A 23,900-nucleotide genomic window follows, 5' to 3' on the forward strand; every position below is an offset into this window, starting at 1 on the left:
GAATCTAGCTTAAGCTGATTTAATGGTTAAAGATAAAAATTTTATATTTTATCTTGATTCTTAACACAGAATCTTTGCGGTAAAAAATATACCTCACGCAAGTACACAAAGGGAAAGGGAAAAAAGTATGGGAATTAAAATTGCTGAATGAATAATGGTTTGGGAGGCACTATCATCGGCGGGAGAAATGATCCTGAAGGGATCACATAATTATAACCCCGAGTAAGGAACGCAACTCGGGGATAAAGACAAAAAATACGATTCCGGTTTTTGGCCGAAACAAGGAGAAGAGAGTAATTAGGTTTTCCGCCAAAAACAGGGAAGCTCAAAATCCTTTGCGTCCCATTGCGAAACCTTCCATCCCTTTGCGGTAAAAAATATACCTCACGCAAGTATGCAGAGGAAATAAAGAAAAAAGCATATGATGCATCCTAGGTAAAAGATTAAACCACAAAGGAACAAAAGGGAACAAAGAGAATTAACATTCAAAATTTCCCAAAGCCGGGTGTTTGAATATTCCTTACACTGCGGTGAAAAAAGAATAAACCACAAAGAAACAAAGGATACAAATATCGGGCTTTTGTTTTCTTTGTTTCTTTGTTGTTCAATAAATACTGATCTACCAATAATTTTGGAAATAATTGAAATCTTCATCGAAAAGTAATTCTTCAAATAGGGATATTGTAGTGACCAAAAACAAAACTGCCCTTAAGAATTACCTAAGGACAGTTATGATTTATATTTATTTTTTTTACCAAAATCTAAAGAGATAATCTGAACCCACCTTTCACCTTTAACCTCTTACCTCTCACCACTAACCTATTTCCTCTTACCTCTCACCACTTTACTCCACCGTCACCGACTTCGCCAGATTCCTTGGCTGATCGACATTACAGCCTCTCATGACTGCGATGTGATAGGAAAGTTGCTGCAAAGGAACGACTGCAATCAAAGGGACAAAGGCTTCTTCGGTATCAGGGATTTCAATCACGTGATCAGCGAGACCTCTTACAGTCGTATCGCCTTCGGTTACTACTGCGATGATTTTGCCTTTTCGGGCTTTTACTTCCTGAATGTTGCTGACTACTTTTTCGTAAGAACTGTCTTTGGTGGCAATGAATACTACCGGCATTTCTGCATCTATCAAGGCAATAGGGCCATGTTTCATCTCCGCCGCAGGATAACCTTCAGCATGGATGTAGGAAATTTCTTTCAGTTTTAAAGCACCCTCCAAAGCTACCGGGAAGTTATAACCTCTTCCCAAATACAGGAAGTTGCGGGAATCTTTGTACTCGGCTGCGATGACTTTGATCTTTGCATCAAGTTTCAGTGCCCTTTCGACTTTGGATGGAATGGTCGCCAATTCATTCAACAAATGCATGTACCGTGTTTCAGACAAAGTGCCTCTTTGGTATCCCAATTTCAAGGCCATCATGGTCAAAACAGAAATCTGTGCCGTGAAGGCTTTGGTGGAGGCCACTCCGATTTCAGGACCTGCGTGGGTATAGGAACCCGCATGGGTTGCTCTCGGGATCGAAGATCCTACGACATTACATACTCCAAAGATGGTCGCTCCTTTGGATTTGGCCAACTCGATGGCAGCCAAAGTATCGGCGGTTTCACCTGATTGGGAAATGGCGATGACAAAGTCTTTTTCTGATATGACGGGATTTCTATATCTGAATTCGGAAGCGTATTCTACTTCCACAGGGATTCTTGCAAATTCCTCAAAGAGGTATTCGGCTACCAAACCCGCATGCCATGAAGTTCCGCAGGCAGTAATGATGATCCTATCGGCATTTTGGAATTTGTTCATATAATCCCTCAGGCCACCAAGTACCAACCTGCCGTTTTTGGCATCCAACCTTCCCCGCATACAATCGGCAATAGACCTCGGCTGCTCGTTGATTTCTTTCAACATGAAATGCTCGTAGCCGCCTTTTTCGATGGCTTCGAGTTCCATTTCCAATTGATTGATATATGGGTTGGTCTCGACGTTCTCAATGGTTTTGATCTGGAGCTTGTTGTCACGGATGACTGCGATTTCATAATCATCCAAATAGACCACCTGATTGGTGTATTCTATAATCGGAGTAGCATCTGAAGCCAAAAAATATTCGTTCTCTCCGACACCGATCACAAGCGGGGAACCCTTTCTTGCCGCAATCAGCGTGTCAGGTTCTTCAATGTTCATGATCACAATGGCGTAAGCACCGACTACTTTGTGCAAAGCCAATCTCACAGCTTCCTCTAGGCTGCAAAAATTATTGGCATAGATGTCTTCTATGAATTTGATAAAAACCTCAGAATCTGTTTCACTTTGGAATTTGTACCCCTTGTTGATCAGGTCTGTTTTCAAGACATCATAATTTTCAATGATGCCATTATGGATCATTGCAAATTTTTCATTCGAGGAATAATGGGGATGGGCATTGACATCATTGGGTTCGCCGTGGGTGGCCCAACGTGTATGACCTATGCCGATTTTTGAATTCAGGTTTTGGATAGAACCAAGGTGGTTTTCCAATTCTGATACCTTGCCCTTTTTTTTGTAAATACTCAGGCCGTCTTTGTTGAGAAGGGCTACCCCGGCGCTATCATAGCCGCGGTATTCCAGTCTTTTAAGTCCTTTGATGATGATTGGCAGGGCTTCTTGTTGCCCCACATAAGCTACGATTCCACACATATATAAAAATTTAAAAGCCCAAATCTATACTTTTTCGAATTACAAGTACAAATTCTAGGTGAAAAAATATACTTCTACAAAATTTCTCGTGGATTGTACCGACTTCTTTAAAATTCCTTGTCTACAGAGATCTGCTTCTTGAATAAAAGATTTTCAGTTTGATGGTGTTTTGTCCAACAACATATTCTTTTAAATTAGATCTAAAATCTTGAGAAATGTTTTGGGTTTGTCTATTAACAAATCCTGGAACTAGCAAAACATCAGTGCGGTTTATTTTATTTCTATAGATAGCATTGATGTGTGAGGTGATAAATTGAGTGTAAGTTTTTTGATTACTCGTCAATGTAAGATGCGCAGCGTTAAATGTGAATGCAGGCTCCCCGGTTTCGGCGTCTACTTGAACACTTCCATCAGGCTGTACAATAAGAGGGAAACCGTCTTTTCTAAAAAGCAAACGGTTTGTTTCATTTGTAAAATAAGGAATTAATGTCAACGGAGATTCGATTATGCTGAAATCAATCAGCGGCCCCATCTCAAGCATTACTTGATTAAAATTTACATTCGATAATGTATCCAAGAAAGTATCAAGGGGACTAAAGTCAAGTTTAACTTGAAGCCCCATCGTTGCTTTTGATCCTACAAAATCAGGTAATTCATATGCTTTATTCTTTTCTGTAACGACTTCAATCGGGGTTCCGGTAGGATCGTTGATGACTTGGCTGAAATGTCTTGCCAAATTGAAATTGATCCCTGTCGCAATTGGATAAGCTCGGGAGACTGTGTCTCCTTCGTTTTTGAAATAAAAGATAAATCCTGTATTGTTTCCTATAAAAGTTGTAAATCCAACATTTTCACCCTCTTCGGCTTTGAAAGCAAGGCCGGGCAAAAACTCACGAAACGAAAAGATATCCTGAAAATACCTGCCGTCTTTTAACTCAGAGAATATTTCCTGGGTAAGTGCATTATTGATTTTGGTAGATACAATGGTGTCCTGTCTATTGGTAAAATTAAATGTGGCGCTGAAGGAAGGAGTAGGTTCATAGGCTACGCTGCTGAAATTAAAATAATCTACGTCCTGGATCTGCTCTGTGAGTAGGTGGACATTGATAGTTTTGGGATTGATGGTGTCTGCCGTTAAGACCTCCCGCATGCTAATCAGAAACCTGACCGAATCAAGGACTGCATTTTCTTTGGGTCTGGCGATGTCCCTGTTGAAGAAAAGCCGGGTGTATCCGATGCTTTCTGTTTTTCCAAAGAAATCACTTTCTTCATTTCCATATATTATGACACCGGTATTGATAGTGCTTAGGGAATCTTGTAGCACTACAGAAGCAGACAGGGATATTTCTTGGTAGAATACCCCTATCTGATTGTTTTCCGGATCCAGTTCCAAACCTATATTGGAAGGATCTTCACAGGAAGTTGCAATGGTAAGAACAATGAATAATCCAGCGGACAGCTTAGCCGGCCAAGTCATTATAGATGTTGTAATAACTTTCAAAAAGTTTCTCTTCTTCGTTGTTAATCTCACACTGTTTTTCTTTAGAGCACTCCTCGATGAGTTTGCTGAGGTTTTCGGATATGTCTTCACTTTTGATGACTACGTCGGCGTATTCCATTCCTATTTTTAGGAAGCCTTCGTAATCTTTGGATTTGAGTGGCGCAAGAATGGCATCATCGATATCCACCATTTTTACCTTCTCAAACAAATCGTCGCCAAATTTATGGGTAAATCCGGTATTGTAAATAGCAAAAACCGATTTTGTGTCCTTAAAGAGAGGCTCGTTTTTGTAGGTAGTTTTGAGGTACATGGGGATCAGACTTGTCATCCAATCATTGCAATGTACCACATCGGGAGCCCAACCTAACTTTTTCACTGTTTCTATGACGCCTTTACAAAAGAAAATTGCCCTTTCGTCATTGTCTTCATAGAATTTTTCATGCTTGTCATGAAACACGCTTTTTCTCTGGAAGTAGTCTTCATTGTCGATGAAATAAACCTGAAGCTTGGCATTCGGTATGGAGGCAACCTTGATAATCAAAGGTTTCTCTTCTTCTCCTACGGCAATGTTGATCCCTGACAGCCTCACTACTTCATGCAACCTGTTCTTCCTTTCATTGATGAGCCCAAATCTTGGCACAAGAATACGGATTTCCATCCCCATTTCCTGCATCGCCTGGGGCAATGCCCTAACGAAATTTGCCACCTCAGAAGTCTGTAAAAACGGATTGATTTCACTTGCAACGTAGAGAATACGGAGTTTGGACATACTTGTTGTGTTTAGATGAGTGATAATAAACGCACAAATATACAAAAAAAAGCGGTAAAGCCATTGTATTTCTAAGGAATAACATAGTTTTGCCTCTATTTTACATTCGCAAAGTACAACAATAGTGTATATCCTTGGGACCAAAGAAGAGGTAAACAATAACCTTCATATTCTCCGTAACAGCAATAAAACCATTGGTTTGGTGCCCACCATGGGTGCTTTACACCAAGGTCATTTGGAATTAGTCAAAATCGCAAAACAATATTCTGACATCGTGGTAGTGTCTATTTTCATTAATCCCACCCAATTCAACAACCAAGAGGACTTTGAAAAATATCCAAAAACTTTGGATAAAGACTTGGAACTGTTGGATAAATCCGGGGTAGATTACCTTTTTCTGCCAGATACCATGGAGATATATCCCTCAAAGCCTATGCTCTCCATAGATTTTGGACATTTGGATAAAATATTGGAAGGTTCCTTTCGGCCGGGTCATTTTAATGGCGTGGGGATAGTTGTTTCCAAACTGTTAAATATTGTTAAACCCCACCAAGCCTACTTCGGACAGAAGGATTTGCAGCAGGTGGCGATCATCAAAAGGCTGGTCCATGACCTTTCATTCGATGTCAAAATCAATGTCGTTCCGACCGTGAGAGAAGAAGATGGTGTAGCCTTGTCCTCACGGAACCTGAGACTGAATTCTGAGTCGAGACAAGCAGCCCGAATAATTTCGAAAACATTATTTTTTGCAAAATCAGAACTTTTGGGGGGTAGCCCGTGGTTAAGCATCCGGAAAAAGATCAACCAGATGTTTGAATCTGAGCCAAAAGCGAAATTGGAATATTTCGAATTGGTAACTTCTGATTCCTTTTACGTATTAGAGGATATCGGCGAAGAGAAAAATGTGTCAATCTGTACTGCGGCTTACTTCGGCGATGTCAGGTTGATCGACAACATTTCCATATTTGATTAAATTCGCGCAAAATTTCCCCACATGCACATTCAGGTTTTAAAATCAAAAATCCACAGGGTAAAGATTACCCAAGCAGAATTACATTATGTCGGAAGCATTACCATAGATGAGGATATCTTGGACGCCGCCAATATGATTGAAAATGAAAAAGTCGCTATCGTCAACATCAACAACGGGGAGCGGCTGGAAACCTATGTCATCAAAGGAGAACGGGGAAGCGGCATGGTATGTCTCAATGGTCCGGCTGCTAGAAAAGCGCAGGTAGGCGATATCGTCATCATCATTTCCTATGCTTCTATGGATTTTGAGGAAGCTAAAAAACACAAACCGGTCATCGTATTCCCTGATGACCACAACAAACTGATTTAAAGGTGAAGTTAAACCTCAAACAATGGATTCAGGTGGCATTATCGTTGATAGTCGCTGTCTGGATTTTTTGGTTTTTATACAAAGACATCAGTCTTGATAGTCTCTTGAAGGCTGTTTCAGAAACCTCTTTCCTTTTGATAGGGATTTCTGTTTTGGTTTCCCTTCTTGGGTTTTGGCTTAGGGCCTGGCGGTGGGCCCTGCTTATAGATGCTGATCAATCCTATAAAACTCCCACTTCAAGGAGTTTTTGGGCACTTATGATTGGTTATATGACCAATATGCTTGTGCCGAGAGCAGGAGAATTGGCCCGCTGTGGGGTTTTGGCAAAAACCGATGGCTTACAAATGGGCAAATTATTTGGGACGGTAATTCTGGAAAGAACTGTTGACCTTCTATTTCTCGTTTTCACCATCTTCCTGGCATTTGTCATTGAAAGAAACCTGTTTCTGGAGCTTTTTTCGGAACTGGTTTCTGTAGAAACTTTGGTAGAAAAAGTAACCCAATACCTTCCTCTTCTAATCGGAGGCTTATTGGTTATGGCCATTTTCTTTTATTTTGCTTTTCTGAAATACAGAGAAAGTAATATTTTTAGAAAATTAAGGCACTTTACCCGAGATTTGGTCAAAGGCATCATCAGCATCAGGCAGGTCCGAAACCAATCGGGGTTTTGGGGAAGCTCATTTGCTATCTGGATGATTTATTATATTACCTTGGTTTTGGTTGCATGGGCCATTCCTTCTACTGCCAACTTGTCACTGAGCTCACTGCTGATGGTGATGGTAATGGGAAGTATTGGCATGGTTGCACCGGTTCAGGGGGGTATAGGGACCTTTCACGCATTGGTGGCCTTCATTTTGATAGCTTATGGTCTGAGTGAATCAGATGGAAAAATATTCGCGGTGATCGTCCATAGCAGTCAGGTTTTGACGATTGTCGTCTTCGGGCTTGTTTCATTGGGAATTGTCTTTAAAATAACTGGGAAAAAAGTATCCAAATCTTCTTAATTTCGTAAACACTTAAGCAAAAAATAAAAACTATGATTATTCTAATTGTCGTTGTCTTCGCAGTGCTTGGATTTGTAGTCAGCTCAAAGCTGAAAAGCAAGTTCAAAAAGTATTCACAGACTCCTTTGATGGCAAATCTTTCGGGAAAGGAAATTGCCGAATTGATGTTGGCAGATAATAATATCCACGATGTCAAGGTCGTGTCTGTGGAAGGTCAGCTCACTGACCACTATAACCCTATGAACAAAACGGTCAACCTCAGCCCGGATGTATTCTATGGCAGAAATGCAGCAGCTGCTGCTGTGTCCGCCCACGAATGTGGACACGCTGTGCAGCATGCGCGTTCTTATGCTTGGCTCAATCTCCGTTCCGCGATGGTGCCTGTTCAAAACATCAGTAGCAAAATATTGAATATTGTATTGATCGCATCCTTATTGGGAGGAGCCTTTATGGGACTTCCTTATGAAATCATCGGGTACATTGTAGTAGGATCTTATGGCGTGATGACACTTTTCACATTGGTCACACTACCTGTGGAATTTGATGCAAGTAACAGGGCTTTGGCTTGGGTCAAAGAAAGGAATATTGTCACACCTTCCGAATTCGAAATGTCCAAAGATGCTTTGAAATGGGCAGCCATGACTTACGTGGTGGCAGCGCTTGCAGCTTTAGCAACTTTGGCCTATTACATTTTCATTTTCTTTGGCAACAGAGATTAAGGAAACTTAAATCAACCAAATGAGTTTACTTTAAGGGGCAAGAAATTGCCCCTTATTTTTTTTTCTTATATCTTCCGACCGAAATTATTAACCCAAATATTCTTATGAATTTTGAATATACAGAAGAGCATGTAGCCGTCCGAGATGCCGCAAGGGAGTTTGCCCATTCCGAATTATTGGCAGGTGTAATTGACAGAGACACAGAAGGTAGGTTTCCCAAAGAGCAGGTCAAAAAAATGGGTGAACTTGGATTCATGGGCATGATGGTAGACCCCAAATACAACGGGGGAGGAATGGACACCATCTCGTATGTGTTGGCGATGGAAGAGATTTCCAAGATCGATGCCTCAGCCTCGGTCTGTATGTCCGTCAACAATTCCCTGGTTTGTTGGGGTTTGGAAAAATATGGTTCTGAAGCCCAAAAAGAGAAATATCTAAAAAGATTGGCAGCCGGGGAAATCATCGGTGCTTTTTGTCTGTCAGAACCAGAAGCCGGTTCGGATGCTACTTCCCAAAAGACTTCTGCTGAATTGGCAGGTGATCACTATATCCTCAATGGTACCAAAAACTGGATTACTAATGGCAGTTCTGCGTCTGTCTACCTCGTCATTGCTCAGACAGATGCTTCGAAAGGTCATAAAGGGATTTCTGTATTTATTGTAGAAAAAGGTCAGGAAGGATTTGTAATTGGCAAAAAAGAAGATAAATTGGGCATTCGAGGCTCTGACACCCATTCCTTGATGTTTTCTGATGTAAAAGTTCCTGTTGCCAATCGGATTGGAGAGGAGGGTTTTGGATTTACGTTCGCCATGGAAACACTCAACGGCGGAAGAATCGGAATCGCAGCCCAAGCATTGGGTATAGCTTCAGGAGCCTATGAATTGGCACTTGCTTACTCCAAGGAGCGGAAAGCTTTCGGAAAGCCTATCAATCAGCACCAAGCCATCCAATTCAAATTGGCGGATATGGCTACCCAGATTGAAGCGGCAAGGCTTCTTGTCCTAAAAGCGGCTTGGCTGAAGGATGAAGGAAAGGATTATGCCTTTGCAAGTGCGATGGCAAAACTTTATGCTTCTGAGGTGGCGATGAATGTCACCATTGAAGCAGTTCAGGTTCACGGTGGCTATGGTTATGTCAAAGAGTACCATGTGGAGCGTTTGATGCGTGATGCAAAAATTACACAGATTTATGAAGGAACCAGCGAAATTCAAAAAATAGTCATATCAAGAAGTATAATAAGATAATCAATTTTTATTTGGTAAAAAGGGCATAAAATCTATTTTTTATGCCTTTTTTTATTTTATATCAAAAAAATATTGAATAATCACCTTGCTTTTAGAAAATTGTGATAGTTTTACGCCACAACCTATAATAACTGCTTTCATGGAATATTACAATAAGGTAATCGAATCTGTCGGGGTTAGGTTTCTGAAGGGAAACAATTTTAAAATTGAAAAACCCGTGACAGTATTGGATTACAGTGATACTGAAAATACCGTTTTATTGCTTCACCAAGGGTCACTCAAGTTTTCTGATGAAATGGAATTGGTAAACGAAGGAGAAATTCTTTTTATACCTGCGGGAAGAAGAACCAATATTTCGTTTGGTCAACAGGGCAAAAAAACCGAAACCAATATTGAAGGCTTTTTAGACAACAAAAGGAAATACCTTCAGACAATCTCATTCAAGGAGATAAAAAGTGTAGAGGAGGATTGTGTCACCATCCTGAATTTTGAAGCCAAAGTCTTTGATGTCGTCAACTTTTTCCACTCTTTGGGAATTCCCCCATTCGTAATCAGGTTCAATGACCGGATAGCGACCATTGTGGAGGATATCATCAAAGAATCTGAGCAAAACACCCCGGGAAAAGAAAGGGTAATCAAGCTATATACAGAGCTTTTGGTGATTGAAATTGTCCGCCACGTCCTTAAGAACAGGTTGTTTGTCGAAGAACTTTCTACCAACAGCACTTATTTTAAAGATCCTAGGCTGATTGATTTGTTCAATTATATCAAGAAAAATATTGGTGGAGACTTATCCAATAAGGTTTTGGCCAAAGTTGCCAATGTATCCGAGGATTATGTGGGCCAATATTTCAAAATGCTGACCGGAATCAATCCACAGGATTATATCGAATACCAAAGAATGGAGGCGGCAGTGGAGTTACTCAGAACATCCAAGAAAAGTATCCGCGATATCGGCAAAGATGTAGGCTACAAAGACACAGCCTACTTCTGTAGAAGATTTAAGATGATGTATGGTTTGCCTGCCGGAAAAATGAGAAGACGAGAATCCTTAATCAACGTACAATAAACCCAATCAATTTGACCAAAAAAAAACGTCTCCTGCCTAGTTGGGGGACGGTTTTTTCATTTATTACTTAAGTTGGATTGTTAGAATTCAACAATAATCCCGATGGTCGGAAGGATAGTGCCCGCAGGATTGTCAATAAATCTCATCTGATATCTGCTAGGGTCATTAGGATCAATTTTTATGCTTCCGTCAGAATTCCTTACCGGAATCAAAACCGGAGGTTGTTCCGCTTGGAAATTGAATGCATTCTGCACATCAAAATACCAGTTGAGGTTCCATTTATTAAAGAAATACCGCTTGTCGACCCTGAAATCAAATTGGTTGAAAGCAGAAAGTCTCTGACTGTTAATCTGATTGAAATCCAATACTGCACGTCCGGTCAAGTCCCATACTTCTCTCAGAGAAGAAGTTTCTACGTCAACCGGGGTAAATGGCAATCCACCCAAATACCTCCATCTGGCACCGATTTCCCAGTTTTTCTTGAATCTTCTTCCTGCTGTCAAGCTGACAATAACCCTGTTGTCCCATGCAGAGGGTACAAATCCTTCTGTGTTGGGATTGGTAAACTCACTTCTGACCAAAGTGACCGCAGCGATTCCATAGAAATTATTGAAAAATCGTTGTTGGGCCAAGAACTCAAGACCGTAAGCCCGACCATCGGAATTGGAGATAACCGGTTCATTTCCGATGACCCCGAAATCCGCCCCGAGATTGGCAAGTGAAATGCCATTTCTGATGGAAGATGGATAATTGGCGTATAATTTATAGAATCCTTCCACACTGAACCGTCTGCTTTTCTCAGGAATTACTTTTTCAATCCCTGTGATAAAATGCGTTGACCTGATAAATCTGATGTCATTTATTTGGTTTTCAAGTTCTCCTTCGCTGTTTCTGTAGCCTAAGGCTGTGTATGGAGGCTTTTGATAATAAAGACCGACATTGGCAGTCCAAAACAGCTGGGGCTTAATCTGGTAAGACACTGAGGCCCGTGGACTTAGCTGGTTGAGCGGGTTCTGGGCAGTTTTACCAAAGGTGCTTCCATCCATTCTCAGACCTGCGGTCACCAAAAGGCGCTCATTGTTGAAATATTTGCTCGCCGAAACAAAACCTCCGTAGCTGTTGAAAAAAGCCTCTGCTTTCGCAGTGATGACCTCGCCTTCGGTGGCCAAGGTACTTCTGTCAATTTCGCTGATGAAATACCTGGCGTATTCGTAATTTACCCCATACTTCAGGTTAAAGCCTTTGGCAAAAATCGAATTCTCCGCACGGAACTTGTTTTCACTTTCTTGGGAAGTGTAATCGAACAATAGGTTATCAGGGTTGCTGTTATCATTTTGTGCATATTTGAAGGACCTGTTGTTGAGCATATTCCTGCTCAATATGAAAGTCCAGAATCCATTTTCCCGAAATCTTTTCAATTTCAAACCTGTGGCGTAATTCCATTGGGTAGATACGGGGAGGTTTTCTAAGGTGTAGAGCCTTTGTTCCCTTTCTTCCTCTGTTTCGTCTTCCGGAACATCAAAATTCAAAGCGAAGTCGTCAATAGCACCCACACCGATAAAAGTCAGTTCGGTTTTGGCATTGAGTTTTGTGGTGGTTTTTAACTGAAAATCATTGAAAGTGGGCAAGAATGGAAGCTGAAGCTGTCTGAAGAGAAACTGCAAATAAGATCTTCTGGCAGAGAGGATATATGTTGTTTTTTCCCCGATCGGTCCTTCATTGGAAAGTGTCAGTTCACTAGCTCCCAAGGTCATCTGGGTAAACATTTTGTCTTTTCTTCCTTCTTTCAGCTGGAATTCAAAGAATGAACTGAGCGAGTTCATCCTGTCTGCCGGGAAGCCACCGGTAATGACATCGACATTTTTGATCAGGTTCACGTTGAGAATTCCGACTGGACCGCCTGAGGAACCTTGTGTAGAGAAGTGGTTGATGACGGGTACTTCGATTTCATCGATAAAGAATTTGTTCTCATTTGGCGCTCCGCCCCTGATGATGATGTCATTTCTAAAACTTGCAGTACTCGCCACACCGGGCAGAGATTGGATTACCCTGCTGATATCCCGGTTTCCTCCCGGATACCGCTCGATTTCATTGGTGTTGAGCCGCCTTACGGAAATGGGTGTTTCTTCAGACCTGCTGAAATCTGCATTAACAGTCACTTCGGTGAGTTCTGAAGCCTCTTCCCGGAGGTCAAAATCAAGCCTGACTGCCCTTGCCAAGGTCACTTGAATTTCAAAGAAAGTCTTGGCACGATATCCAATAAAACTCGCCCTGATATTGTAAAGCCCTGCAGGAAGGTTTGCCAATACGTAATTTCCGTTTTCATCTGTCACTGTCCCAAAGTCAGTTCCCAAAACAATCACGTTGGCAAAAGGAATTCCCTCGTTGTTGACAGGATTGAAAACGCGGCCCCGGACTTCGGCTCCTTGGGCAAATAAATCTGAAAGTGTAAATGAAAGTAAGATAATTGTAAAGAATAGTCTCATATGCTGGTATTAGTTTTCAAAGTACTAATCTGTTTTTAGTCAGGATTGTTCAAATAATTTTAAAAAATTGAAAAATGATGAGTTAAATTCCTTTTTCCAATTCCTCTTTTACTTTCCAAAGCCTCCACCAAGGTGTACCGGGAGAATCATGGTGCTCATAGTGGTAACCAAAAAAATAGCAGGAAAGGAAAGCCCACAAGTGATTTTTAGATTGGCTTTTTGAATGGTGTTTGTTGTCTGATTCTCCCATATGGGGAAGATAAGTACCAAAATAAAATAGCTGTAGGGTAGAAAGCACCGCCGGCAACATCCAGAAAACCACCAGATTTTCTGTTGGCAAAAATAGCTTGAGGATATTGAAGGTGGCAGCCATCAGGAGGATTTGCCAGACTGATACATATTGTTTTATAAAACTCAGGTACCAGATCAAAAACTTGCCGGAAGGGTGATAATCAGGGTCTTTATCCGTGGCTACAAACCGGTGATGCTCATGGTGTTTTGGAAAGAGTCTCCAGTAAAAATTGTAGGAAAAAAGGATGGCAGCAAACCAACCAATGGCATGGTTCAGTTTTTTATTTTCTGACACCATCCCGTGCATGGCGTCATGGGCAGTGATAAACAGACCTGTATAAAGATGCATCTGGATCAGAATACCCAAATAGACTAGGGGATTGGACCACGAAATGTCAAAGCTCAAAAGTAATGACAGAGACGTGAACCATAATAAAATTACAGTCAAGCCGATGAAGACACCGGTTTTTCCTATCGAGCTTGAGGATTTAATATTGTAAGGCACGCCGCAAATTTAGTAAAGAAAGACTAAAAAGTTTCGATTCTTTCTTTTACTTGTTCCATCAGCCACATAGGGGTGGAGGTGGCGCCGCATATTCCGACTGTTTCATTTTGGCTAAACCATTCCTTTTCGACCTGATCGGGATTTGATATGAAATAGGTGTTTGGATTTTTCTCTTTGCAGACATTATAGAGAACTTTCCCATTGGAAGACTTGGTGCCGCTTACGAAAATGATCCTGTCAAATTTCTCTGCAAAAATCCGCAACTCCTTGTCTCTGTTGGATACCTGTCTGCAGATGGTATCGTTGGTGTTCACCTCGATACCACTCTCTTTGAAGGCTTCATTTATTTTGTAGAAGTTGTCTGTACTCTTGGTGGTTTGGCTGTAAAGGGTCAGATTCTTGGGCAAAGAAGGCAAGTCGAGTTCATTGATGTCCTGAAAAACAACGGCTTTGTTATTGGTTTGGCCTAGGAGTCCGATCACTTCGGCATGCCCATGTTTGCCATAAATGTAGATCGTTTCATCTTTGTCAAAAGAATTTTTGATCCGGTTTTGAAGTTTAAGGACGACCGGACAGCTTGCATCTATCAGAGTCAGGTTATTATTGATTGCAAGCTGATAGGTAGAGGGCGGTTCGCCATGAGCCCTGATCAGTACTTTTTCGTTGAAAAGGTTTTTTAATTCCTCATGATCAATGATTTTCAGCCCTTTTTTGGTCAATCTAGTTACTTCTTCATCATTGTGTACAATATCTCCAAGGCAATATAGATAACCTTGTTCCTCAAGTACTTCTTCTGCCATTTCGATGGCATAGACGACCCCAAAACAAAAACCGGAATGCTGATCGATTTGTACATTCAAATTCATCATAGGAGATAAACTTTGGACTTGGATAATTGTTTTAAGCTTTAATTTTTCACTGTTTTCGTCCTCAAAGTTTTGGCTTGAGGTATGTTAGAGTTTTCAGTTGAATCCCAACTTGGATTCGAAATAGGTACTCAGGAGTAATGATAGTTTTCTGCTGTTAGGAATCCTGATCCGTTGATGGGTGATCGTTTCCGGGGGTAGGCTTTTGATTTTGTCAAATAGTTTTTGGTAATAAAGGTAAGCTACTTTTACTCCCATTTTAGCTCCCTTAGGCAATCTCCTTATACCGTCTAAGGCCTCATCAAAGTCCTTTTGTATATCTTCTTCGATGAGTTGTTTTGTTGATTTGTCAAAGGAATTGAAGTCTACTCCGGGAAAGTAAACCCTACCCCTTTCCTCAAAATCACTCTTGATATCTCTCAGGAAGTTCACTTTTTGGAAAGCAGCCCCCAACTTGCAGGCAGGTGACTTGAGACTTTCATATTCTTCCTTATTTCCCTCGCAAAATACCTTGAGACACATTAATCCTACCACTTCTGCCGAACCATAGATATATTCGTGGTAGCGGGAATCATTGTATGTTTTGAAATCAAGATCCATTTCCATGCTTCGCAAAAAGGCTTCGATCAGATCTTTATCAATTTTATATTGGTTGACGATGAGCTGGAATGCGTGGAGAACAGGATTTAGGCTGATTTCCTCATCGATGGCTTCGTAGGCATCACTTTTGAATCTGTCAAGCAGTGCTTTTTTGTCTTTATCGTGAAAGGTGTCTACGATTTCATCGGCATACCTTACAAAACCATAAATGGCATAAATTGGTAAATGGAATTTTTTGTCCAACGTTTTTATACCCATAGTAAAGCTCGTGCTATACCGCTGCGTGATCAGTTTACTGCATTCGAAAGTCGTATTGTCAAAAAGGCTTCTTGCATTCATCCCTTTAATATACCAATTTATTTTTACAGTTTGTTTTCCTTGACAACTTCTCTGGCAACTACATGGCCTGAAATAAGACTAGGCGGGACACCCGGTCCCGGAACAGTCAGTTGTCCAGTATAGTACAGATTTTTGACTTTTTTGTTTTTTAGGGAAGGTTTCAATATTGCTGTCTGCAATAAAGTATTGGCCAATCCATAAGCATTACCTTTGAAAGCATGGTAATCAGCCTTGAAGTCGCTGTGGGCATAAGAGCGTTTGTAAATCACGTGACTTCGGATTTCCTGTCCGGTGAGTTTCTCCAGTCTGTCCATCACCATATGGTAATATTTCTCCCGGATTTCTTCCCCATCCTCCAAATCTGGAGCAAGTGGTATCAGAATAACGAGATTTTCCTGTCCTTCAGGTGCCACAGTAGGGTCAGTTTTGGAAGCAGCAGAAAGGTAGAAAAGAGGTTTCTCCGGCCATCTCGGATTGGTATAAATGGCATCTGCATGTGGTCCCATTTGCTCATCAAAAAAGAGACAATGGTGGGTTATGTTTTCGATTTTCTTATCCACGCCAAGGTAGAAGAGTAAGCTTGAAGGTGCCATGACACGCTTATCCCAATAGGTGGCATCGTAGTTTCTGTATTCCGGAGCCAATAAAACACTCTCCACATGGTGATAATCTGCACCTGCTACCAAAATGTCTGTTTCGATCTTTTCACCGTTTTTCAAAACCACATTGCGGGCTATACCATTGGTGACATTGATATGGTCTACTTCAGCGCCCAACCGGAATTTCACACCTTTTTCTTCGGCCAAACTGATCATGCCCTCCACGATTTTGAACATGCCTCCCATAGGATACCAAGTTCCCAGAGCAATGTCTGCATAATTCATCAAGCTGTAAAGTGCGGGGATATTGTCTGCAGTTCCTCCTAGAAAAAGAACCGGGAATTCCATCAATCTGATGATTTTCTCGTGTTTGAAAAACTTCCTGACATGTTTGGACATAGACTGGAATACGTCCATCCTGACCACGTCGATCAGTAATTTTGGGCTGGTGAATTCCGTCAAAGACCTACTTGGCTTATAGACCAAATCCTCAATCCCCACTTTGTATTTGTAAGCCGCCTGCTTCAGGAATTCATCCAGTTTCGGTCCTACACCCGGTTCCAAGGTTTCCAATAAGGATTTGAATTCATTCAGGTCTGAAGGGATTTCCATGAAATCATTCTCACCGAAGACTACTGTATAAGAAGGGCTGAGTCGCTTTAGATCATAATAATCCGAGACTTTTTTTCCAAAATATCCGAAGTAGGATTCAAACACATCCGGCATCCAATACCAGCTGGGACCCATATCAAAAACAAAACCCTCGGATTCGAACTTTCTAGCTCTTCCCCCGGGGGTATCATTTTTTTCTAATAGCGTCACTTGATATCCTGCATGTGCCAGGTGTGTGGCTGCAGATAGTCCTGCAAAGCCGGATCCTATCACCACCACGTTTTTCTTATTCATTGACATTAATTTCTATGTTTGTACATATGCAGCTCGTCTTTCAAAAGCTTCCTTGCTATATGTATTCTATTTTTTACAGTTCCAATTGGTATCTCTAATTTGTCAGCAATCTCATGGTATTTAAAACCCCTGAAGTGCATCATGAACGGAGTTTTGTAGACTGCTTCTAAGTTTTCGATAGCCAGTTGGATATCGTTCATTGCAAAATCTCCATAAGCGCCGTTTTCTACCAAGACGTCTCCTGAGTTAAGATAGTGCAGATTATCCGTCGTGTCTACAAAGGTACCTCTTCTTACCATCCTTTGGTAGTTGGTAATAAAGGTATTTTTCATGATGGTATAAAGCCACGCTTTCAGATTAGTTCCTTCAGTGAATTTATCTTTATTGGTAAAAGCTTTGACCATGGTATCTTGAAGAAGATCATTGGCATCATCAGTATCCCTGGTCAATTTTAGTGCAAAAGGCTTCAAAGAACTTGAAAGCTTCTGTAGCGAGTAACTGAATTCTAGAGTCGTCATGGCTTTTTGATTTTGTTTAATCAAAGGTAGATATCTTTAAACAAAATCCAAACATTTTGTCTAATAAAAATATAAAAATCTTAAACAAAATAAATCTATGAATATCTAAAATGTCATAAGTAACGATTAGAGGTATATTTTGTATTTAAAGGCACAAAAAAAAGGTGAGAATGGTATTTCTCACCTTGTTTAATTTTTTGCTTAATTTTTCAAACTATTTTTCTGCAAGTACATTGTCCATTTCTTCTATAAATTCCTTCAATTGCTTGATATAATGCATAGCACGGACGTTTTTAGGGAAATCCAGGTCCTGTCCCACGATTTGGTAGCCGGACAGAATAATTTCTGATTTATCGAATCTTTCAGAGATGCTATATATATAATCTTGGATTTGTTCGCTGCTTGGGGAAGTTGTGATGACAGTCATCAAAAACTCAGGCTGATGAAGTCTGTATACAATCTGAAGGTCTTCATCCGGAGTGTTTTGTCCAAGATAGATGAGCTTGTGGCCTTTGAGTTTGATCAGGTAAGCAGCAAAGAGAATGGATATTTCATGCAATTCACCTTCAGGTAAGTAAAGCAAGAACTTTTTTCCTCCTCCTTTATATAGTTGGCCATCGATCGCGACGATCAGTTTTTGTCGGATCAGATTACTGATAAAATGCTCCTGTGCCGGATTGATCGCACCTGTCTGCCACAATACGCCTATTTTTGACATAAAAGGATAGATGATATTGAGCATTGTTTGTTCAAAACCTATCTTCAGGATATTGGTTGAAAGCACCTTTTCGAATCTCTCTTCATCCATCTCGATCATGCAGATGGTCAATGCATGGATCTGATCGTCATGGGTGAGGGTTTTTTCAGTGAGTTTGACGACTTCTTCCTTCATCTCAGCCTCAGTCATATTGGCGATTTTGCTGATTTTGAAACCGTTGTCGTTCAACAAAGCCACATTTAAAATGAGTTTGAGACTGGCATCATCATAAAATCTGATGTTGGTGTCAGTCCTCATAGGCTGCAACAAATTGTAACGCTGTTCCCAAATACGTAAAGTGTGGGCCTTGATGCCCGACATTTGTTCCAGATCTTTGATTGAATAAGTACTCACAATTAGTAGCGTTTAAAGTATTTCTTGGGTACTATGAATAAGCCGAAAGAAACGGCATCATGTTTTTTGTTTGTAGCGTGATGGGCTTGATGGGCTCTGAAGATTCCCAATAGGAAACTGTTTTTTGGCCTATCAAACCACTTTGCTCTCCGGTGTACCAATACATCATGGATGATGAAATACAATACCCCATATAAGCTGATCCCTATCCCTATCCAAAACCGGTAGTCTAAATCATCAACTCCGAGAAAGATCAATGCAACCGCGATACTTCCGAAAAGAAGAGAAAACAAATCGTTAAGCTCAAAGAAAGATTTTGAAGGCTCATGATGTGTTTTGTGGATATTCCAGAGTGGACCATGCATGATATATTTATGGATAAACCAACCTGAAAATTCCATTATTGCGAATCCGATCGATGTAAATAGTACAGCAAGCATTATTGACATAACTCCAAGTGAATTAGAATGTTTATTGGTGAATTTTGATTTAGGAAATAAAATTCAAAAAGGCAAAGAATGTTACCAGATTGATCAAGAGATAAATTGAAATCGCATTCTCTTTGTTAAAATAAGTTTTCCGGTAGCCGATTTGGAGAATGAATGCCACTCCTAACCAGCCAAGATAATTGGAAAGTGGAATCACATTTCCTTCCCATGACCAGTAATCAAGATTGACCGCAACCGGCTCGATCAAGAAATCTATGGCTACCATCACCATGGCAGACAGGGTGGCTGCCAGCCAATCATTTTTGATTTTGGTGGAAAATAAATTTCCTGTAAGGTAGACCAGAAGCAGCCAGTTGACCCCAATTACCAAGGGGACTTCAAAAAGCTGAAGGCCCAGAGTTTTTCCATATACGTAACTTCCAAAGGGAAACCCGGTATGGATGCCCAATACTTCTGATCCGAATCCCAAAATTGCAACTGATACTGCAAAAATCCCAAACGGCTTATTCCACCCAGAATGAAATAACAATAAAATACCGAGACTCAGGATCAACGTAAATGGCGTCATCATTTGAAAATAGGGGCGCACCATTGGAATGGATAGCCCGATTATTCCAAAGACGTAAAAAGCGGAAATAATCCCCCTCATCAGCCCAATCCTGTTTGTTTGTATGTCTTGGATGGCCTCCTTCACGGTTTGATATTCTGATCTTTTAATAACGCCCGGGGACATATTGTCGAAATGATTTTGGATTATTCACGGGTGATTAACAACATGAACTTATATTTGTTGGGCAACGTGTGCCACAAAATTAAAGACAAATGTAAAGAAATATGATATTATACAATGTAACAGTCAATATTGAGAAAGAATCCGAAGCAGAATGGGTAAGCTGGATGAAGGAAACGCATATCCCGGATGTATTGGCCACGGGGATGTTTTTGGAAAACAGGTTTTATAAAATCCTCCATGACAACGAGGACGGTTCGACCAATTATTCTGTGCAGTATTTTACTGACAGCATGGAAAAAATTATGGAATACCAACAAAGTTTTGCCGCAAAGCTTCAGGAAGATGTAAATCAGAAATTTAGAGATAGGTTTGTGGTATTCAGAACCTTACTTGAAACCGTAGAATAAGCCATGACAAATATATTCAAATTGATCATTTCAATTATTATTCCTCAGGTTGTCGGGGGATTGGGCGCTTTAGTCACCATTTCCTCTGTACAGAGCTGGTATCAGACGATTAACAAACCATTTTTCACACCTCCTTCTTGGGTTTTTGGACCTGCGTGGACGACACTTTATTTATTGATGGGGATTGCTTTGTTTTTGATCTGGAAATCAAACCATCCCATGAAGAAAACGGCCCTTTGGTTGTTTGCAATCCAGCTTGTCCTCAACGGGATCTGGTCTCCGGCTTTTTTTGGTATGGAATCTCCCATCCTCGGATTATTGGTTATAGTTCCACTTTGGATCATGATCGTCGTCTGCATCAGGGTATTTTTCCCGATCAATAAAATTGCGTCTTACCTGATGGTTCCTTATTTGCTTTGGGTAAGTTTTGCGACGGCACTGAATGCCGGGATTTGGTATCTCAATTAAATAGTATGGCAATAGAACAGGAAACCGGAAAATTCCGCTGCCCGTGGTGCCTGGGTTTTGAAGATTATGTCAAATACCATGATGAAGAATGGGGAGTTCCCGTTTTTGATGATCAAAAACAGTTCGAATTTTTGGTCTTGGAAAGCGCGCAGGCTGGGTTAAGCTGGTCTACGATTTTGAAAAAAAGGGAAGGTTATCGGAAAGCTTTTGCAGAATTTGATTACCGGGTGGTGGCAGATTTGCCGGATGGATATGTACAGGAGTTATTGCTGGATTCGGGTATCATCAGGAATGAAATGAAAATCCGGGCTGCCATCAACAATGCCAAAAGATTTATGGAAATCCAGGCATCACATGGAAGCTTTAAGAACTACATCTGGGATTTTGTGGGTGGAAAACCTATCCAAAACCAATTGAAATCCATGTCCGAAGTTCCTGCGACCAGCCCAATATCCGATAGACTTGCCAAGGACATGAAATCCCGGGGGTTCAAATTTTTGGGAAGCACCATATTGTATGCCCACATGCAGGCCACCGGTCTGGTCAATGACCATTTGGTCGATTGTTTCAGGTATCAAGAAGTCAGAGCCTTGGGCAAATAAAAAAGCCAAGCATAAGGAAATTCCTATTTGCTTGGCTTTGATGTTTTTTTCAAAAAAAGAAATTTAATCCAATTTTTTTCCCCTATACATGGAGTTGGACAGACTCGCCCGAGTTTGTGGGGATACAAACTTGGGCGAGTCTGTCCACTATTTGACGGGGTTATACGCTTTGCTGTAGGCAGACCAGATTTCATAGATGGGATTGCCGGTGGAGCTTAGGCCGCTGTGGTGCCACTCGCCATCGATGACCTCGTATTTGAATTCAAGACTTGCGCCGACTCTGCTATTGTCTCTGGAGAAGAACTCGATTTTTTCAATGTAAGTGCCGTTTTCAGCAGTGTAGGTTCCACCGCCTGTCCCGCTAAATTCTTTGGTTTCGGAATTGAAAGCCACCCATTGGAAGCGTCCACCGCTCAGGATTTTGATGGTTCGTCGTGCCCCGGGAGTGCTTCTTGCGATTTCATCGTCTCTTTTTCTTCCTGTAATCACCCAATTACGGGTCAGGTCATCTTTGGCATCACTTACTTTTTCCCATATTTCAACCAATGTCTTGCCACTCATTTCGGTGGAAATCACCATTTTCCCTCCCACCATATCCAAGCTGAAATCTGTCCTTTGCCCCACCATTTCGGGATTAGTGGTGTAAAAATCTAACAATTCCTGATACAGATTGTCTTTGATGGTGAATGGTCCACCGCCCGCACTTACAAAAGCGTTGGTAGCTGTTTCTTTTGCGCCGAAAGAAAAATAACCGTCTTGGTATATTTTGATGTATTCTGTTTCGGTCATGGCCTTGCCGTTTTGATGGGTCATTTTCCAGGCACCTTCCAGACTTTGGGCAAAAATCGCCCCGGCGAGAAACAGAAAGGGCAGTAAAATTATTTTTTTCATGGTGGGATTATATTAGGTTTAGGATTCTAAGTTACCATTTTAAACTTGCTAATGAAAACATTTACCCTTGGACAAAGCAAAGAGCAGGTGCTTCAGATGATTCCGGAAAAGAGGATCAAGCTCGTCCAATTGGGAGGTGAGAAAATCTGCATTTCCAGAAATGGGGAGGCTTTCTTTGCTTTCGAACCGTTTTGTCCACACCGTATGGCCTCTTTGCTCCAAGGCACTATTGTCAGGGATGAAATAGTTTGCCCCCTTCATGAATATAGGTTTGATCTCAGATCCGGACAGGTGCTGACAGGACAGTGTCCTGATTTAAAAGTTTACAAAGTAGAACTTTCTGAAAGTGGACTTGAAATATGGATTTGACCGATGTCCATCAATGCAATTTTGAGCCATTGGGAACTGCTTTGTCGGCAGAAGCCAATACAATCTGACCACTTCCATCGTCAAATCCCGTCACCAAAACTTCAGACATGAAATCCGCTATTTGTTTTGGGGCGAAATTACAAACACAAAGTACCTGCTTTCCAATCAGTTGTTCAGGCTGATAATGGTCAGTGATTTGGGCAGATGATTTTTTTATACCAAGTGGCCCCAAATCCACCCATATTTTATATGCCGGTTTTTTCGTTTTAGCAAAGATTTCGGCACGCACTATTGTTCCTACGCGAAGGTCAATTCTTTGAAATTCGATAAAGTCAATCGTTTGCATTGATTAAGAATTTTTATATATTTGGAAACTTTCCACCCCGATGGGGAGTTATAAATCTACTCAAACCTCTCTTATAAATGTTGGAAGTATCAAAAATCTCTACTTTGGGAATGAAAAAGCTTCAACTGACCTTTTTATTAGGTTTCATCATGAGTTTTGTGTCCTACGCACAAACTGAAAGAGAAAGAAACTTTCCGGACCTTCCGAAAAACACGGAGCAATCCACCCAATTTGAAGGTTCTGAATCATCATCTGTGGATTCAAGGCAGGACAACGGTCAAAGGACTACCTTGAACCCTGTCAAAGATTCCAAGCCTGCTACAGCAACAGGTCTGAAAAAGGATAATCCCTTGTACAGACAAGGCGGCGAAAAAGACGCAAAAAAAGAAGAAATTTCAACCCTGTCGTTCAATCTATTTCTTTACATAGTAGACAGGTTCAAAGAAGATTAATGCAAATACCATAATTTACACAGTAAAAAAGAGACTAGATTAGTCTCTTTTTTTTTGCTAATGTTTGTCTAAAATTCCCATTTTTACTATAAAATCCCACAGGGCAATTCCCATTGAAACAGAGATATTGAGAGAATGCTTGGTCCCTAGTTGGGGGATTTCGATGACATAATCTGATGCCTCGATCACTTCTTCCTCCACTCCAAAAACCTCATTCCCAAATACCAAAGCAAACTTCCGATCGGGGTCGGGGAGGAATTCATGCAGCTTTATACTTTTATCAACCTGTTCCAAAGCACAGACAGTATATCCTTCCTTCTTCAATTGTTGGATGGCGGCCAAAGTACTGTCTACATATTCCCAAATCACGGACTCGGTTGCCCCGAGTGCAGTTTTTTGGATGTCCTTGTGGGGAGGTTTCCCGGTGATCCCGCAGAGGTATATTTTTTCAACAAGGAAGGCGTCGGAAGTCCTAAAGGCCGATCCCACGTTATTGAGACTTCTCACATTATCCAAAACAATGACAATCGGAGATTTTCGTTCCGATTTGAACTCATCCACAGTCAGGCGGTTTAGTTCCGCCATGTTTAATTTTCGCATGCAGTTTTGTTTCCCTTTTGATATCTTT

The 23,900-nt window shown here is 41.0% G+C and carries 26 protein-coding genes; 11 read left to right on the forward strand and 15 right to left on the reverse strand.

The annotated features are described in order from the left end of the window. Positions 1-844: 844 nt before the first annotated feature. The 3 genes from glmS to MMU05_RS20245 form a co-directional block, all read right to left on the reverse strand. Complete coding sequence (gene glmS, locus MMU05_RS20235) at positions 845-2,686, reverse strand: glutamine--fructose-6-phosphate transaminase (isomerizing) (RefSeq protein WP_241143482.1); 1,842 nt, start codon at positions 2,684-2,686, stop codon at positions 845-847. A gap of 121 nt (positions 2,687-2,807) precedes the next feature. Further along, a complete protein-coding gene (locus MMU05_RS20240) occupies positions 2,808-4,163 on the reverse strand; it encodes a DUF4270 family protein (protein WP_241143483.1) in 1,356 nt (451 codons plus the stop codon). Beyond that, positions 4,147-4,956: a glycogen/starch synthase gene (locus MMU05_RS20245; RefSeq protein ID WP_113926273.1), complete on the reverse strand. Its 810-nt coding sequence runs from the start codon at positions 4,954-4,956 to the stop codon at positions 4,147-4,149. The genes MMU05_RS20240 and MMU05_RS20245 overlap by 17 nt, the downstream gene beginning before the upstream one ends. A gap of 124 nt (positions 4,957-5,080) precedes the next feature. Here MMU05_RS20245 and panC point away from each other — a divergent pair, with 124 nt between their 5' ends. From panC to MMU05_RS20275, 6 genes are all read left to right on the forward strand, one after another. Beyond that, positions 5,081-5,929 carry a pantoate--beta-alanine ligase gene (panC, locus tag MMU05_RS20250; RefSeq protein WP_241143484.1) on the forward strand — a complete coding sequence of 283 codons (849 nt, stop codon included), beginning with the start codon at positions 5,081-5,083 and terminating at the stop codon, positions 5,927-5,929. Between the two features lie 21 nt (positions 5,930-5,950). Then, complete coding sequence (panD, locus tag MMU05_RS20255) at positions 5,951-6,298, forward strand: aspartate 1-decarboxylase (RefSeq protein ID WP_241143485.1); 348 nt, start codon at positions 5,951-5,953, stop codon at positions 6,296-6,298. A gap of 2 nt (positions 6,299-6,300) precedes the next feature. After that, complete coding sequence (locus MMU05_RS20260; RefSeq protein ID WP_241143486.1) at positions 6,301-7,302, forward strand: lysylphosphatidylglycerol synthase transmembrane domain-containing protein; 1,002 nt, start codon at positions 6,301-6,303, stop codon at positions 7,300-7,302. Between the two features lie 32 nt (positions 7,303-7,334). Beyond that, complete coding sequence (locus MMU05_RS20265; RefSeq protein WP_241143487.1) at positions 7,335-8,021, forward strand: zinc metallopeptidase; 687 nt, start codon at positions 7,335-7,337, stop codon at positions 8,019-8,021. Positions 8,022-8,125: 104 nt separating this feature from the next. Further along, positions 8,126-9,265 (forward strand): acyl-CoA dehydrogenase, encoded by a 1,140-nt coding sequence (locus MMU05_RS20270; RefSeq protein WP_241143488.1) that lies wholly within the window; start codon positions 8,126-8,128, stop codon positions 9,263-9,265. A gap of 139 nt (positions 9,266-9,404) precedes the next feature. Then, positions 9,405-10,334, forward strand: coding sequence for an AraC family transcriptional regulator (locus MMU05_RS20275; RefSeq protein ID WP_241143489.1), 930 nt, complete (start codon positions 9,405-9,407; stop codon positions 10,332-10,334). Between the two features lie 80 nt (positions 10,335-10,414). On the opposite strand, the gene MMU05_RS20280 is transcribed toward MMU05_RS20275, so the two are convergent. The 9 genes from MMU05_RS20280 to MMU05_RS20320 form a co-directional block, all read right to left on the reverse strand. After that, positions 10,415-12,820 (reverse strand): TonB-dependent receptor, encoded by a 2,406-nt coding sequence (locus MMU05_RS20280; protein ID WP_241143490.1) that lies wholly within the window; start codon positions 12,818-12,820, stop codon positions 10,415-10,417. Between the two features lie 82 nt (positions 12,821-12,902). After that, positions 12,903-13,586 carry a fatty acid desaturase gene (locus MMU05_RS20285; RefSeq protein WP_241143531.1) on the reverse strand — a complete coding sequence of 228 codons (684 nt, stop codon included), beginning with the start codon at positions 13,584-13,586 and terminating at the stop codon, positions 12,903-12,905. 53 nt (positions 13,587-13,639) lie between these two features. Further along, positions 13,640-14,485, reverse strand: coding sequence for a 4-hydroxy-3-methylbut-2-enyl diphosphate reductase (locus MMU05_RS20290; RefSeq protein WP_241143491.1), 846 nt, complete (start codon positions 14,483-14,485; stop codon positions 13,640-13,642). Between the two features lie 93 nt (positions 14,486-14,578). Continuing rightward, entirely contained in the window at positions 14,579-15,421 is an 843-nt protein-coding gene (locus MMU05_RS20295; RefSeq protein ID WP_241143492.1) for a phytoene/squalene synthase family protein, read from the reverse strand. A gap of 23 nt (positions 15,422-15,444) precedes the next feature. Continuing rightward, complete coding sequence (locus tag MMU05_RS20300) at positions 15,445-16,926, reverse strand: phytoene desaturase family protein (RefSeq protein WP_241143493.1); 1,482 nt, start codon at positions 16,924-16,926, stop codon at positions 15,445-15,447. Between the two features lie 5 nt (positions 16,927-16,931). Further along, a complete protein-coding gene (locus MMU05_RS20305; protein WP_241143494.1) occupies positions 16,932-17,444 on the reverse strand; it encodes an RNA polymerase sigma factor in 513 nt (170 codons plus the stop codon). 214 nt (positions 17,445-17,658) lie between these two features. Then, entirely contained in the window at positions 17,659-18,555 is an 897-nt protein-coding gene (locus tag MMU05_RS20310; RefSeq protein ID WP_241143495.1) for a MerR family transcriptional regulator, read from the reverse strand. A gap of 2 nt (positions 18,556-18,557) precedes the next feature. Next, positions 18,558-19,004: a sterol desaturase family protein gene (locus tag MMU05_RS20315; protein WP_262917712.1), complete on the reverse strand. Its 447-nt coding sequence runs from the start codon at positions 19,002-19,004 to the stop codon at positions 18,558-18,560. 40 nt (positions 19,005-19,044) lie between these two features. Then, positions 19,045-19,698, reverse strand: a complete 654-nt coding sequence (locus MMU05_RS20320; protein ID WP_241143496.1) for a carotenoid biosynthesis protein — start codon at positions 19,696-19,698, stop codon at positions 19,045-19,047. 140 nt (positions 19,699-19,838) lie between these two features. Between MMU05_RS20320 and MMU05_RS20325 the strand changes: the two genes are divergently transcribed. The 3 genes from MMU05_RS20325 to MMU05_RS20335 are packed head-to-tail and all read left to right on the forward strand — an operon-like array spanning position 19,839 to position 21,214. Further along, positions 19,839-20,144 carry a DUF4286 family protein gene (locus MMU05_RS20325; RefSeq protein WP_241143497.1) on the forward strand — a complete coding sequence of 102 codons (306 nt, stop codon included), beginning with the start codon at positions 19,839-19,841 and terminating at the stop codon, positions 20,142-20,144. A 3-nt stretch (positions 20,145-20,147) separates the two neighbouring features. Beyond that, entirely contained in the window at positions 20,148-20,612 is a 465-nt protein-coding gene (locus MMU05_RS20330; protein ID WP_241143498.1) for a TspO/MBR family protein, read from the forward strand. Between the two features lie 5 nt (positions 20,613-20,617). Beyond that, entirely contained in the window at positions 20,618-21,214 is a 597-nt protein-coding gene (locus tag MMU05_RS20335; protein WP_241143499.1) for a DNA-3-methyladenine glycosylase I, read from the forward strand. A 147-nt stretch (positions 21,215-21,361) separates the two neighbouring features. Here MMU05_RS20335 and MMU05_RS20340 read toward each other — a convergent pair whose 3' ends face one another. Further along, a complete protein-coding gene (locus MMU05_RS20340) occupies positions 21,362-22,105 on the reverse strand; it encodes a hypothetical protein (protein ID WP_241143500.1) in 744 nt (247 codons plus the stop codon). A 51-nt stretch (positions 22,106-22,156) separates the two neighbouring features. Between MMU05_RS20340 and MMU05_RS20345 the strand changes: the two genes are divergently transcribed. Next, positions 22,157-22,474, forward strand: coding sequence for a Rieske (2Fe-2S) protein (locus tag MMU05_RS20345; protein ID WP_241143501.1), 318 nt, complete (start codon positions 22,157-22,159; stop codon positions 22,472-22,474). Between the two features lie 10 nt (positions 22,475-22,484). Here the strand turns inward: MMU05_RS20345 and MMU05_RS20350 are convergent, their stop codons facing one another. Next, positions 22,485-22,820 (reverse strand): tRNA-binding protein, encoded by a 336-nt coding sequence (locus MMU05_RS20350; protein ID WP_241143502.1) that lies wholly within the window; start codon positions 22,818-22,820, stop codon positions 22,485-22,487. 77 nt (positions 22,821-22,897) lie between these two features. Between MMU05_RS20350 and MMU05_RS20355 the strand changes: the two genes are divergently transcribed. Next, the gene (locus MMU05_RS20355; RefSeq protein WP_241143503.1) at positions 22,898-23,272 is read left to right on the forward strand and encodes a hypothetical protein; all 375 of its coding nucleotides are present in this window, start codon (positions 22,898-22,900) and stop codon (positions 23,270-23,272) included. Positions 23,273-23,329: 57 nt separating this feature from the next. On the opposite strand, the gene MMU05_RS20360 is transcribed toward MMU05_RS20355, so the two are convergent. Beyond that, a complete protein-coding gene (locus MMU05_RS20360) occupies positions 23,330-23,872 on the reverse strand; it encodes an RNA methyltransferase (RefSeq protein ID WP_241143504.1) in 543 nt (180 codons plus the stop codon). Positions 23,873-23,900: the final 28 nt, after the last annotated feature.

It is taken from the genome of Cognataquiflexum rubidum (assembly GCF_022538115.1).
In the GTDB taxonomy this organism is placed as follows: domain Bacteria; phylum Bacteroidota; class Bacteroidia; order Cytophagales; family Cyclobacteriaceae; genus Cognataquiflexum; species Cognataquiflexum rubidum.